Origin of the sequence: Kiloniella laminariae DSM 19542 (genome assembly GCF_000374005.1) — a bacterium.
In the GTDB taxonomy this organism is placed as follows: Bacteria; Pseudomonadota; Alphaproteobacteria; order Kiloniellales; family Kiloniellaceae; genus Kiloniella; species Kiloniella laminariae.
Genome location: NZ_KB893167.1, coordinates 129,014 through 142,312, shown reverse-complemented (window position 1 = coordinate 142,312; position 13,299 = coordinate 129,014). Strand labels below are relative to the sequence as shown.

11 protein-coding genes are annotated in these 13,299 nt (G+C 51.3%); all 11 read right to left on the bottom strand.

Features of this window, described 5'->3' with window-relative positions; translation table 11 throughout:
* Positions 1–17: 17 nt before the first annotated feature.
* Entirely contained in the window at positions 18–3,503 is a 3,486-nt protein-coding gene (gene dnaE / locus B152_RS0117210) for a DNA polymerase III subunit alpha (protein WP_020593678.1), read from the bottom strand.
* Positions 3,504–3,743: 240 nt separating this feature from the next.
* On the bottom strand, positions 3,744–4,424 hold the full coding sequence (locus B152_RS0117200; protein WP_157231149.1) for an ABC transporter ATP-binding protein: 681 nt from the start codon (positions 4,422–4,424) through the stop codon (positions 3,744–3,746).
* A complete protein-coding gene (locus B152_RS0117195) occupies positions 4,417–5,664 on the bottom strand; it encodes a lipoprotein-releasing ABC transporter permease subunit (protein ID WP_020593675.1) in 1,248 nt (415 codons plus the stop codon). Before B152_RS0117195 ends, B152_RS0117200 begins: the two co-directional genes overlap by 8 nt.
* A 30-nt stretch (positions 5,665–5,694) precedes the next feature.
* Entirely contained in the window at positions 5,695–7,014 is a 1,320-nt protein-coding gene (gene proS, locus B152_RS0117190) for a proline--tRNA ligase (RefSeq protein ID WP_020593674.1), read from the bottom strand.
* A gap of 217 nt (positions 7,015–7,231) precedes the next feature.
* Complete coding sequence (locus B152_RS24195) at positions 7,232–7,678, bottom strand: hypothetical protein (RefSeq protein WP_157231148.1); 447 nt, start codon at positions 7,676–7,678, stop codon at positions 7,232–7,234.
* Between the two features lie 138 nt (positions 7,679–7,816).
* A complete protein-coding gene (locus B152_RS0117180) occupies positions 7,817–8,062 on the bottom strand; it encodes a DUF1467 family protein (protein WP_020593672.1) in 246 nt (81 codons plus the stop codon).
* Between the two features lie 59 nt (positions 8,063–8,121).
* A complete protein-coding gene (gene mce, locus B152_RS0117175) occupies positions 8,122–8,526 on the bottom strand; it encodes a methylmalonyl-CoA epimerase (RefSeq protein ID WP_020593671.1) in 405 nt (134 codons plus the stop codon).
* A gap of 42 nt (positions 8,527–8,568) precedes the next feature.
* Positions 8,569–10,254: a ribonuclease J gene (locus tag B152_RS0117170; protein ID WP_020593670.1), complete on the bottom strand. Its 1,686-nt coding sequence runs from the start codon at positions 10,252–10,254 to the stop codon at positions 8,569–8,571.
* Between the two features lie 5 nt (positions 10,255–10,259).
* Positions 10,260–11,045 (bottom strand): type III pantothenate kinase, encoded by a 786-nt coding sequence (locus B152_RS0117165; RefSeq protein WP_020593669.1) that lies wholly within the window; start codon positions 11,043–11,045, stop codon positions 10,260–10,262.
* Between the two features lie 14 nt (positions 11,046–11,059).
* Positions 11,060–11,827, bottom strand: a complete 768-nt coding sequence (locus B152_RS0117160; RefSeq protein WP_020593668.1) for a biotin--[acetyl-CoA-carboxylase] ligase — start codon at positions 11,825–11,827, stop codon at positions 11,060–11,062.
* 6 nt (positions 11,828–11,833) lie between these two features.
* Positions 11,834–13,288, bottom strand: coding sequence for an NADH-quinone oxidoreductase subunit NuoN (gene nuoN, locus B152_RS0117155; RefSeq protein WP_020593667.1), 1,455 nt, complete (start codon positions 13,286–13,288; stop codon positions 11,834–11,836).
* Positions 13,289–13,299 lie beyond the last annotated feature (11 nt).

Genomic DNA, 13,299 nt, shown 5'->3' with positions numbered 1-13,299 from the left:
AACACTTCCGAAAACAATCAGACTTCTTCCAGGTCGATACCTTCAATCGCCTTGATAGCCTGACGGATGGATGGAGAGACCGTATAGCCTTTCGGAAGCTCCAGTTCGAGTTCCTGACCATCTTCGAGCCCGAGCATCAAAGAGATTTTTCCCCTCCCGGGTGAAGCATGTTGTTCCAGCACTGTTTTTAACGGCTCAAGCGGGTTTTCACTGCTGATATAAAGCTTCAAACCCGTGTCGGTCAGGGATGCAGCCTCATCAAGCGGTTTAACGGCCTGAAGTAGGAAACGCGCTTCATCATCATCAGGCTTTACTTCCCCTGTCAGGGTAAAAAGCATAGGCACGCCACTCTCCAGAACGTCACGTGATGCCATTAGCACATTGGAAAACACCATTGCCTCAATCGTACCATGGGCGTCTGATATCTGGATAAAGGCAAACTTGGACCCTTTTTTCGAGGTCCTCTCCTGTTTACCGATCACAATGGCGCCAACCTTCAACGGACCGCCCTGCCCCTTGGTTTTCTTGGTCAGAAAGACGGCTTCCTGTGTTGTCTGGGCCCGCAGTCTTTTCAGGATCTGCTCATAGGTATCGATCGGGTGCGCGGAAAGATAAAAACCGATCGCATCATATTCATGTTTCAGGCGCTCCAACTCTGGCCAGTCAGGAACTTTGGGCAGAGAGAGGTCAATCATGGGTCCACTGTCGTCCCCGCCAAAGAGATTTACCTGATCACTTGCCCTTTCCTGGGCCGCAGCAGAAATATTCCGGACAATATTTTCTGCCCCGAGAAAAACCTGCTGGCGATTTTCTGTCAGACTATCAAAGGCACCCGCCTTGGAGAGATTTTCCACCAGTCGCTTGTTGATCGACTTGGAGTCAACCCGGGCCACAAAGTCGGTCAGGTCTTTGAAAGGACCGTTCTCACTGCGTTCTTTGGTAATGGTTTCAATCGCCTGCTCTCCGACATTTTTCACTGCCGCCATAGCATAACGAACAGCCTTTGAGCCATCTTCACGAGTTTCTACGACAAACTCGGCATAAGACTTGTTAATATCTGGTGGCAAGAGCAGGATATTCAGACGGGACAGTTCCTGCCGGAAGACATTGAGTTTGTCTGTATTGGAAATATCATAAGTCATGGTCGCCGCCATGAACTCTTCCGGATAATTTGCCTTCAGATAGGCTGTATGATAGGCCACCAGGGCATAGGCAGCCGCATGGCTCTTGTTAAAACCATAACCTGCGAACTTGTTGACCTGATCAAAGATTTCATCCGCCTTTTTGGCCGGAACTTTTTTCTCGACAGCACCATCGACAAAGATTTTGCGCTGGGCATCCATCTCGGCCTGAATTTTTTTACCCATTGCCCGGCGCAGAAGATCCGCACCACCCAGCGAATAACCGGACAGCAACTGGGCAATCTGCATGACCTGTTCCTGATAGATCATGATCCCGTAAGTTTCCTTGAGGATATCCTCAATGAGCGGGTGCATGTAATCAGGTGTCTCTTCCCCTTTTTTACGCCGAATATAGCTGGGAATATTCTCCATCGGTCCGGGGCGATAGAGCGCGACCACCGCAATAATATCCTCAAAGCGGTCAGGCTTCAGCCGCTTGAGCACGTCCCTCATGCCTGTGGATTCCAGCTGGAACACCCCGACACTGTCCCCTCTGCCCAACAATTCAAACGAAGCGGTGTCATCAAGTGGAACCTCCGCGAGGTCAATCGGTGTTCCCGCCGCTCTGATAAAATTACAGGCCCGCTCTAAAACTGTCAGGGTCTTAAGCCCCAGAAAGTCGAACTTGACCAGCCCGGCCTGTTCCACAAACTTCATGTTGAACTGGGTCACGGGCATATCTGACCGCGGATCGCGGTAGAGCGGCACCAGCTGATCCAGCGGACGATCTCCAATCACCACCCCCGCTGCATGCGTCGACGCATGGCGGTACAACCCTTCAAGCTTTTGAGCCACCTCAAGAAGCTTACCGACATTCTCGTCAGCCCGGGCCATTTCCCGTAACAGAGGTTCCTGAGCGATTGCTTCAGGCAGGGACGTCGGCTTGGCCGGATTGTTTGGGACCAGCTTGCACAGGCGGTCCACCTGTGGGTATGGCATTTGTAACACCCTGCCCACATCGCGAAGCGCCGCCCTCGCCTGTAACTTACCAAAGGTAATGATCTGGGCGACCTTGTCCCGGCCGTATTTGTCCTGAACATAGGTGATAACCTTGTCCCGGTGATCCTGACAGAAATCCACATCGAAATCCGGCATCGAGACACGTTCCGGGTTGAGGAACCGTTCAAACAGCAACCCCCAGCGCAAGGGGTCGAGATCGGTAATGGTCAAAGCCCAGGCAACGACAGACCCTGCTCCCGATCCACGACCGGGACCAACCGGAATGGAGTGATCCTTGGCCCACTTGATAAAGTCGGCAACGATCAGGAAGTATCCCGGAAATCCCATCTGGATAATAACATCAAGCTCGTAAGTCAGCCGTTCCCGGTAGGGTTTTGCCAGAGCTTCCTTTTCCTCTTCCGACATTCCTTCAGTAAAAATATGACGGACCAGACGACCTTCCAGTCCCTGCTCTGACTGATAACGCAGCTCATCGGTTTCCGAGCGACCGGCGCCAGTATCAAAGGGCGGCAAGATAGGTCCGATCGGCTCGACAAACCAGGAGCAGCGCCGGGCGATCACCAGCGTATTCTGGATTGCTTCGGGTATATCAGCAAAAAGCCGTTTCATTTCATCAGCAGATTTAAAACGGTGTTCTGCAGTCAGACGGCGTCGCTCACTTTGGGAAACGTAGGCACCTTCGGCAATACAGATCAGGGCATCATGGGGCTGATGCATATCCTCACTGGCAAAAAAGGCTTCGTTTGTCGCAACCAGCGGCAAAGTATGTTTATAAGCCAGATCAACCAGTCGATCTTCGATGGCCCGTTCTTCCGGCATCCCGTGACGCAACAGCTCAACATAGAGACGCCCGGGAAAGATTTCCGCCAGGGCGCAAAGGTGTGTTTCCGCATCCTGATCCTGGTTTTCCAGTAACAGACGCCCCACGGCACCCTTGGGGCCTCCCGTAAGCGCGATAAGACCTTCATGGCAGCCCCGCAACCCTTCAAGAGAGATCTGCGGCGTCAGCCCGGTTTCTGTCTCCATAAAAGCATGGGAGATCAGATGCATCAGGTTCATATAACCCTTCTGGTTTTGCACCAGCAGCACCAGTTGATCCGGCTCGGGTATCAAAGCGCCGGGTCGTTGGTCGCGATCTTCTCTGCCAACCATGATCTGAGTACCCAGAATGGGCTGGATACCTGCAGCCTTGGCAGCAAGCGAGAACTCCATTGCGCCAAAAAGATTACTGCTGTCGGTTATCGCAGCAGCTGGCATGTCATGCTTTTTACAAAGATCAACAAGCTCCTTGGCCTTGATCGCTCCCTCGGAAAGAGAATAGGCCGTGTGAACCCGAAGATGAACAAAATCAGCAAACGCCATAAACCAACCTCAACAAATCATCCCCATCAATTCCGCCTGGACATCGAAATAATATGTCCGGGGCTGATTGATATTTATTTTTGCATTTTCCGACCCATTGATACCTGTTTCCTCAGCCCGCGCCAAGGAAGGAACCAATAAAAGCATTTATCAAATCAAGAAAAAAGTTCGCCGAATTTTCCGGCGAACTTTTTAAAAGTAATTATAAAATAATGCGTTACAGAGATTTTCTCAGAATTATCAGCAGATTTTACCACCTTCAAAATGAAGTACCCTGTCCATACGTTTCGCCAACTCGTGGTTATGGGTGGCGATCAGGGCCGTCAAGCCAACAGAGCGGACCAGATTGAGCAACAGATCAAAGACCTTGTTCGCAGTTTCAGGATCAAGGTTTCCAGTGGGTTCATCCGCAAGCAAAACCGACGGCGCATTGGCCAGCGCCCGGGCGATCGCCACACGCTGCTGTTCCCCACCAGAAAGCTCTGCCGGGCGATGTGTGACACGATCAGCCAAACCAACGGTCGTGAGCAGGTCAACGGCCCGGTCCTGTGCTTCTTTACGGGACAGCCCCGTGATCATCTGCGGCAGTATCACGTTTTCCACTGCCGAGAATTCGGGTAGCAGGTGATGATACTGGTAGACAAAGCCAATGGTATCACGACGCAGAGCAGTTCTTTTTTTATCATTCAGCCGGGCAGAAGACTCTCCGTTAACCAGAATATCTCCGCTGTCCGGTTTCTCCAGCAATCCGGCGATATGCAGCATGGTTGATTTACCTGCGCCGGAAGGTCCGATGAGCGCAACCAGTTCACCCGGCTTGATGTCAAAACTGACATCGTTAAGCACGTGAAGTTCATTTGTGCCTTGACGATAGGTTTTGCTCACGGAGGCAAGAGAGAGCCCCTTCATTGAATTACTCATAGCGAATGGCCTCTACCGGATCGAGACGTGCGGCACGCCAGGCGGGAAAAATGGGCGCAAGAACCGAGAAAAACAAAGCCATCCCAACAATCTGAATCACCTCTCCGCTATCGACAATGGCCGGAAGCTTGGAGAGGAAATAAATCTCGTCATCAAACAGGTTGGTTCCCGAAAGACCTTCAAGCCATTGACGAATGCTCTCGATGTTTGAAGAAAACGACAGACCAAGAATAAAGCCAATCAAGGTACCAAACACACCGATCGAAGCTCCGCTGAGGAAGAAAATGCGCAGGACCATACCACTGGTGGCCCCCATGGTCCGAAGGATCGCAATATCACGTCCCTTGTCCTTGACCAGCATGATCTGGCCGGAAACGATATTAAACACTGCGACCAGGATAATCAGCGACAGGATCAGGAACATCACATTGCGCTCTACCTGGATCGCATTGAAAAAACTTGCGTTGTTCTGCTGCCAGTCCCGCGTGATGATCCCATAACCGATATCATTGTGGATTTCCCGCCGGACAGCTGTTGTCTGCTCGACATCATCGACAAAAACTTCGATGGTATTCACCTGATCCGGCAGCTCAAAAAAGATCTGCGCCGCCTCAAGCGGCATATAGATAAAGCTGCTGTCGTACTCGTACATTCCCACATCAAACAGGGCGACAATGGTATAGGCTTTCAAACGCGGTATGGAGCCAAAGACCGTAATGGAGCTGTTAGGAGAGACCAGTGTGACGCTGTCTCCAACGCTCAGCCCCAGATTTTGAGCCAACCGTGCACCAATAACAACCGCATCGTCCCCGACAAAATCGTCCAGGGTACCACCGACGATTTTCTCCGAAATCAGCTTGCGGGCCTTGAGGTCTTCATTGGCCATTCCACGGATCAGACCACCGGTTGCGGTTCCTTGTGCCGTCACCATAACCTGCCCCTGTACCTGGGGCGTGGCACTGGCAACACCGGATATCGCTGCAATGCGCTCTGCAATTGTCTTGTAGTCGACCAGCTCACCTTCAATGGCCGTAACAGCCAGGTGACCATTAATTCCGAGGATGCGCCCCAGCAGTTCCTGACGAAACCCGTTCATCACTGCCATGACAATAATCAGCGTAGCAACACCCAGAGCAATCCCGACAAGCGAGAAGCCCGCGATGACAGAGATAAAACCTTCCTTGCGACGGGAACGGAGGTAGCGCCAGGCCACCATGCGTTCAAAGGCACCAAAAACCATTACTTCCCCCTCTTCCCGTCTCGTCGTGACCTACAGGCCCAGTTTGTTCAAAGCAGCATCCAGTGACAGCTCTTCTTTTTCACCACTGGCCCGATTTTTCAACTCAACTGTGCCATTTTTAAGGCCGCGGGGACCAATAACCAGCTGCCATGGCAGACCGATCAGATCCATATCCTTGAATTTGGCCCCGGCAGAGGTATCTCGATCATCGTAAAGAACTTCAATCCCGGCCGCATTGAAACGGTTATAGAGATCATCACAAGCCTTGGCACAGTCTGCATCGCCTGCCTTGAGGTTGATCAGACCAACCTTGTAAGGTGCAATTGCTTCGGGCCAGATGATACCATTTTCATCGTGGCTGGCTTCAATAATCGCCCCGAGAAGACGGGAAACCCCAATACCATAAGACCCCATAAAGACTGGCACATTTTCGCCGTCCTTGTTCAGAACATAGGCGCCCATTGGTTCGGAATACTTGGTGCCGAAATGAAAGATGTGCCCGACTTCAATGCCCCGGCACTGCATGCGTTTGTCTTCAGGGACCGAGCTTTCAAACTCGGACTGAACATAGATTTCATCAGTCGCAGCATAGATACTGGTCCAGTCATCAACAATCGACTGAAGATCGCCGTTGTAATCGACATCAGCAGAAGGAGAGGCTTTGGTCAGGAAGTCAGCGTGACAGAAGACTTCAGACTCACCAGTATCGGCCAGGATAATAAATTCATGGCTCAGTTCTCCACCGATAGGTCCCGTATCTGCTGCCATGGGAATGGCGCGCAGCCCCAGGCGCTCAAAGGTCCGCAGATAGGAAACAAACATGCGGTTATAAGCTGCCTTGGAATTCTCGAAATCGATATCAAACGAATAGGCGTCCTTCATCAGGAATTCACGCCCACGCATCACACCAAAACGAGGGCGAACCTCGTCGCGGAACTTCCACTGTATGTGATAGAGGTTCTTTGGCAGGTCCTTGTAACTTTTGACCGCGTTGCCAAAAATCTCTGTGATCATTTCCTCATTGGTTGGCCCATAGAGCATATCACGGTCATGGCGATCCTTGATCCGCAACATCTCTTTGCCATAGTCATCATACCGACCGGATTTCCGCCAGAGATCAGCAGGCTGGATCGTTGGCATCAGCACTTCCTGCGCCCCGGCACGGTTCTGCTCTTCCCGAATAATCCGCTCAACATTGCGGAGGACTTTCAGTCCCAACGGCAGCCAGGAATAAATCCCGGATGTCGCCTGTCGGATCATCCCGGCACGAAGCATAAAGCGGTGTGAGACAATCTGTGCCTCGGTGGGGTTTTCCTTCAGCGTGGGAAGGAAATAAGCGGAAAGGCGCATTTCAGTTTCCTGGAGCGTTATAGAGATACAGTCGATACGGCAGTCGGATCAGCTTTTCAGCCGTTTGATATGGTGCACATGTATATGGGATCAAAAGATGATTGTCCATGCCATTGACGCGGTAAAAATCTCGGAAGCAACCGTCATGAAAACAGCTAAAGACTGGAGACATTCAGTTAAATATCAACATATTAAGGATTATATAAAACCTAAAACATTAAGGGGATTTCAGAATTTCCTGGCATTTAATGGATAACTCACGCTGCTCAGCGCTCTGCAAGGGTGTTCCATTGAACAATGCTGTACCGTCTTTATGAACCTCAACCACACCTATCTCGGCTTCTGCTTCAAAGTTGTTTGGGTTGGCAGGAATATTAAAGCGGTTAAACAGATCTACTGTAATAGGAATACGAATAACTTCAGGCAAGGTGATGGTCTGGGCATTTAGATCTGCAGGAACGACTTTCTCGCCCCGTGCCGTGACACCCGGTGTATAGGCCACATCATCGGCAGGCACATGGGCAACAAGATGCTGGCAATCCTGCCGTGTAATCCGGATAAGACCAGCCTGCTCATCCGCAATCCCCGGGGAAAGCAGAAAAGTTGTTCCCACCAAGACCGGGCCAGCCAGGATTACTTTACGGATAGAGTTTCTATAGTTCATTCTCATCAGCCACCTTTTCAGCCACTGTTGCAGGAGGCATAAAAAAATGCCTGTGGCTAAAGAATACCCACAGGCAGATTATATAGAAAGAAGTTATCTTATCCCTTCCCTCAACAAATCGGGTTCCCTGAGAGGATTTCAGCCGAAGTCCGCTTCGCCGATAGTGATCAGCTTGTTGGTAATTACGTAATAGGCGACACCCCAGAGCACAGCGGCAATCACACTGGTGATCAGGGCTTTTTTCAACAGCATCGGATTTGCCGGAGCAGAAGGCTCATGGCCAACACCAGGGTTTTCCGTAGGTTTCACCCCAAAAGGCAGGGCCATAAAGAAAATCAGCCACCAGATGATAACATATACAAGCATACCGGTTACCCAGTTCATCGTATGTCCTTGCAAGAAAAGTATCAGAAAAATCCGAAAAAATCAGGAAAACAGGGTCATCAGCACTGCTCGAGTTCAATCAGGGTGCCAAAGAAATCTTTAGGGTGTAGAAAAAGCACGGGCTTGTTGTGGGCCCCGATCTTCGGCTCCCCATCCCCTAATATCCGGGCTCCTTCAGCCTTGAGCTTGTCGCGCGCGACCAGAATATCATCCACCTCATAACAGATGTGATGAATACCTCCTGAAGGATTTTTCTCCAGAAAATTGCGAATAGGAGAGTTTTCACCCAGGGGATAGAGCAGTTCAATTTTTGTATTGGGCAGCTCAATGAACACCACTGTCACACCGTGAGCCGGCTGATCTGTTGCCTCTGTAACTTTTGCCCCCAGACCATCCCGGTACTGGGCGATTGCAGCCTCCAGATCCGGCACAGCAATCGCGACATGGTTTAACCGTCCGATCATGACAGATCATCCTCCCCTATCTACGTTAAAGCTCTGGTCCAGTTATTCAAAATAATCCGTCAGGCGGACAATATGAACATCTGTAACCGGCTTCTTGGAAAAAACCTTGTTGCAGTGACGGCGCAAGGCCCGAACCGCAACTTCACGAACCAGCTCATCTCGCTTCATCTCTGTTTTTTTCAAAAGCCGGACGCCATTGCGTACAGCAATAACAATATCCTTGTACTCATCGGGCTCATCTTCGCTATCAACAACGCCCTGAATGCTCACATCAGGCATTGCTGCCAGCTTTCCGTCCTCATCAATCACCAGAGTAATCATGGCGGCGCCGTTATACATCATTTTCTGGCGGCTTTTGATGATCGGACTATCAATCGGCACCAGGCGGTCGCCCTCGATTGCCAGCAGGCCACTGTGTACATCATCAACCTTGTCCGGCTTTCCGGGCGCAAGGCGGATAAGATCACCGTTTTGGGCAACGATCTGGGTTTTCACCCCACATTCACCGGCAAGTTTGGCGTGTTCGTGCAGATGCCGGGCCTCGCCATGAACCGGAATGGAGATCTGGGGCTTGACCCACTGATAAAGTTTCTTCACCTCATCTCGCCCGGGGTGTCCCGAAACGTGAACGTGCGCATCCCGGTCGGTGATTATTTTCACGCCTTTTGCTGCCAGGGTGTTGTGAATATTAAAGATCGTTGTCTCGTTGCCCGGAATAATCCGCGAGGAAAAGATCACCGTATCTTCTGCGTCTACATGTACATTCTTGAATTCATCTCTGGCCAGACGGGTCAGGGCTGCCCGCGGCTCTCCCTGACTTCCGGTACAGAGGATCAGTACCTCGTCACGGGGTGTGTAGGAGAATTCCTCTTCAGACAAGAGAGGAGGCATATCGAGCAGATAGCCATTTTCGCGCGCAGCAGCATAGATCCGCTGCATGGAACGTCCCATAAGCACAACCCGTCGTCCGCATTCCTGCGCGGCTTTCATAACCGAAGCAACCCGTGCCACGTTACTGGCAAAACAGGTAACCAGCACCCGGTTCCGCTGCTTCGAGATAACCTCGACCAGTCCGGTACGAACCGAAGATTCCGAGCCAACTTCACTGGATGACATGACATTGGTCGAGTCACTGATCATCGCCAGAATATTTTCATCCGCCAGGGATTCCAAGCGTTTCTGATCAAAATCAGGTCCAACCAAAGGATCAGGATCAAACTTCCAGTCGCCGGAATGGAATATTTTACCTGCCGGGGTCGTGATCAGAAGGGCAGAAGGTTCGGGGATCGAGTGAGTCATGGAAATCATTTCCACCTCGAACGGGCCCGCTTTAAAGGAGCCCCCAACCGGGATCACCGTAATCTCGGCCTGATCTTCCAGCCCCGCTTCCACCAGTTTGGAATAGACCATAGTCTTGGTGAAAGGCGTGGCAAAGATCGGACAACGCAGTTCAGCCCAGAGATGGGGAATGGCCCCGATGTGGTCTTCATGGGCGTGGGTCAGAACCAGCCCAACCAGATTTTCGCGCTGGTCTTCAATAAACGAGGGATCAGGCATGATGACATCAACCCCGGGAAGCCTTGCCCCGTCGGCAAAGGAAATTCCCAGATCAACCATCAACCACTTGCCGTTATGCCCATAGAGATTGAGATTCATACCGATCTCGCCGGTTCCGCCAAGCGGTAAAAACAACAGTTCGTCGCCTTTAGGGACTACTGGTTTACTCATATACTTTACCTAACTTTTTTATCCCGGGTATTCAGTTCATAGATGGAAATAAGCCCGCGGAGTGTCACATCTTTATCAAGATGATCAATAACTTCTGTAGCTGCTGTAAATAGCTGGGCCAGACCGCCGGTTGCCACAACCTGCATCGGGGCGCCATATTCTTCACGAATGCGTTTAACCATGCCCTCTACCATACTGATATATCCCCAGAATATACCGGATTCCATGGCAGGAATGGTTGCTTTGCCAATAATGTTTTTTGGACGACGTATATCAATTCGCGGCAGCTTGGCCGAAGCCATATAGAGCGCCTCAACCGAAAGATTGACCCCCGGGGCAATAACACCGCCCTCATAAGCGCCATCGTCACCGACAATATCAAATGTAGTCGCTGTCCCGAAATCAATCAGGATCAGATTACCACCATATCTCTGATAACCTGCAACAGCATTCACCAGACGGTCCGCCCCTGCCTGTTCCGGGTGATCAATTCTGATCGTCAGCCCAAGGTCAATTTTCCCCAGCTCCACCAAAAGGGGAGTCGAATTGAAATAGATCTCGCACAGCCGTGTTAGGTTATAGGTCGAAGCCGGCACCACGTTTGCCAGAATACTGCCCGTAATGTCACTCGGAACCAGACCTTTCAGTGCCATAAGCTGGGTCAACCAGACAGCATATTCGTCTGCCGTTTTCTTGCTGTCACTGGTGGCCCGCCAACAGCCCTTCTGTTCTTGCCCTTCGTAAATGGCAAAAACGACATTGGTATTCCCTGAATCAATCACAAGCAGCATTTTGCCTATAGATCCTAAGAAGCAAAAAAGACGTCACCGGCAGTGACCAGACACTGTTCACCACTATCAAGCTCCAGATCCAGAGCCCCGTCCTTGTCTATTGTAACAAACCGCCCCGAAAGTGTCTGATGCGGCAGGCGAACATAAATGGTCTTGCCAATTCCGTGAGCCTGATCGAGCCAGGCAGACCGGATGGCAGTGAAACCGTCTTTCTTCCACACTTTGTACCAAGGGTCAAAGCTATTAAGGAAAGCTTCCAGCAGTTCTCCGGGAAGCAGATCTTGCCGCGCGCCCTGTTCAACCAGAGATGTCGCCGGATAACGGGCATCATCGGGATAAGCCTGGATGTTCACGCCAATCCCCATAATCAGAAAATCCAGCGTGCCCGCTGTTGTCGATTTACTTTCAAGCAGAATACCGGACACCTTCTTGTTCGAAATAAGAACATCGTTCGGCCATTTCAAGCTCGGAGAGATTGCCGGATTTAACTGCCTGATCGCATCCGCCAGAGCCAGAGCCGCAACAAAGCTGAGATTGGCCGCCTCTGCAATTGGAACATCGGGGCGCAGTAAAAGTGAAAAATAAAGATTTCCCTCTGGACTGACCCAGGTTCGCCCCTGTCGTCCCCGCCCCGCAGATTGACGAAGGGCCCAGACGACTGTGCGATCCTGGGCCCCTGTTTCGGCAAGGAGGCGAACTTCATCATTGGTGCTTCCGACTTCTTCTCTGGCATGCAGGGTAAAAGAAGCCGGAATATCCAGGGACAAAGAGCCCTCAGTCATATGTCACTATCCCGCAAACAGGGCAGAAGCCGCCAGCGCAGCCCCGTCCATTATCGGCGAAGAGAACAGAATGAAAAATACGATGAAGACAGATGAAACCGTCAGTACCAACGTCATTTCACCCCCGATCGGCTTGTCAAAAGACGCCGTTGGCTCATCGAAATACATCACCTTGATAATACGCAGATAGTAGAAAGCACCAATCACCGAGGTCAAAACCCCGATAACGGCCAGTGTAGTCAGGCCCGCATCAACCGCGGCAGCAAAGACCACATACTTGCCAAAGAAACCGGCAAGAGGAGGAATACCCGCCATGGAGAACATGAAAACGGTCAGGGCAAAAGCCATCAAAGGACTGGTTTTGCTCAATCCCTTAAGGTCTTCAATATTCTCGACCATGGTTCCTTTCTGGCGCATGCTGAGAATGCAGGCGAAAGTTCCCATGTTCATAAAGATATAGATGGTCATGTAGATCAGCAGACCTTCAATACCCGCCTGGGTTCCCGCAGCCAGACCAACCAGAGCATAACCGATATTACCAATCGAGCTATAGGCCATCAGACGCTTGATATTGGTCTGCTTGATCGCGGCAAGAGATCCAAGGATCATCGATGCCAGGGCAACAAAGACAATAATCTGCTGCCACTCACCAACCAGCGAACCAAAAGGATCGCTGAGGACACGGGCAAAGAGGGTAATTCCGGCAACTTTTGGTGCCGAGGCAAAGAAAGCCGTCACCGGTGTCGGCGCACCTTCATAAACATCCGGTGTCCACATGTGGAACGGCACGGCAGAGATCTTGAAGGCAATCGCGGCGCAGATAAAGACCAGACCAACAATCAGGCCGATTTCGGGAACGCCTCCGGTTGACAGGGCAACAGAGAGATTTTCACCGATAACGGCAAAGTCGGTTGCACCGGTAAAACCATAAACCATGGATGAGCCGTACAGCAACATTCCGGAGGACAGCGCCCCAAGAACAAAGTACTTCAGGCCCGCTTCGGATGACTTCAGGTTTTCCCGACGGATGGCGGCAATAACATAGAGCGAAAGGCTCTGCAGTTCGAGACCGACATAGAGCGACATCAGGTCATTGGCCGAAATCATCATGAGCATGCCAAGGGTTGCGAGAACCATCAGCACCGGAATTTCGAAACGGTCCATCCCTTCGCGTTCAATGAAACGCTGCGTCATGAGAATACCGAAACCGGCAGCCACCAGAACCACAAGCTTCATATAGTCGCCATAGGCATCGACGACAAAAAGCCCACCAAAAGCCACACCTTCCGGGCGATTGCCCAGGAAAATCAGGCCAAAGGCAATCGCCAGAACGGCAACAGACAACGCGGAAATAAAGCTCGCCCCCTGCTCTCCCCGGAAAGCCCCGAAAAGCAGCAGAGTCGTTGCAGCACAGGCCAGGAAAATCTCGGGCAATGCCATGGTCAGATCTGTTGTGATCATCTTGATAGCCC

Coding starts and splice junctions, on each gene's coding strand:
- nuoN (WP_020593667.1), bottom strand. CDS start 13,288: ATGATCACAACAGATCTGACCATGGCATTGCCCGAGATTTTCCTGGCC.
- B152_RS0117160 (WP_020593668.1), bottom strand. CDS start 11,827: ATGACTGAGGGCTCTTTGTCCCTGGATATTCCGGCTTCTTTTACCCTG.
- mce (WP_020593671.1), bottom strand. CDS start 8,526: ATGATCGGACGGTTAAACCATGTCGCGATTGCTGTGCCGGATCTGGAG.
- B152_RS0117170 (WP_020593670.1), bottom strand. CDS start 10,254: ATGAGTAAACCAGTAGTCCCTAAAGGCGACGAACTGTTGTTTTTACCG.
- B152_RS0117200 (WP_157231149.1), bottom strand. CDS start 4,424: ATGAGTAATTCAATGAAGGGGCTCTCTCTTGCCTCCGTGAGCAAAACC.
- dnaE (WP_020593678.1), bottom strand. CDS start 3,503: ATGGCGTTTGCTGATTTTGTTCATCTTCGGGTTCACACGGCCTATTCT.
- B152_RS24195 (WP_157231148.1), bottom strand. CDS start 7,678: ATGAACTATAGAAACTCTATCCGTAAAGTAATCCTGGCTGGCCCGGTC.
- proS (WP_020593674.1), bottom strand. CDS start 7,014: ATGCGCCTTTCCGCTTATTTCCTTCCCACGCTGAAGGAAAACCCCACC.
- B152_RS0117195 (WP_020593675.1), bottom strand. CDS start 5,664: ATGGTTTTTGGTGCCTTTGAACGCATGGTGGCCTGGCGCTACCTCCGT.
- B152_RS0117165 (WP_020593669.1), bottom strand. CDS start 11,045: ATGCTGCTTGTGATTGATTCAGGGAATACCAATGTCGTTTTTGCCATT.
- B152_RS0117180 (WP_020593672.1), bottom strand. CDS start 8,062: ATGAACTGGGTAACCGGTATGCTTGTATATGTTATCATCTGGTGGCTG.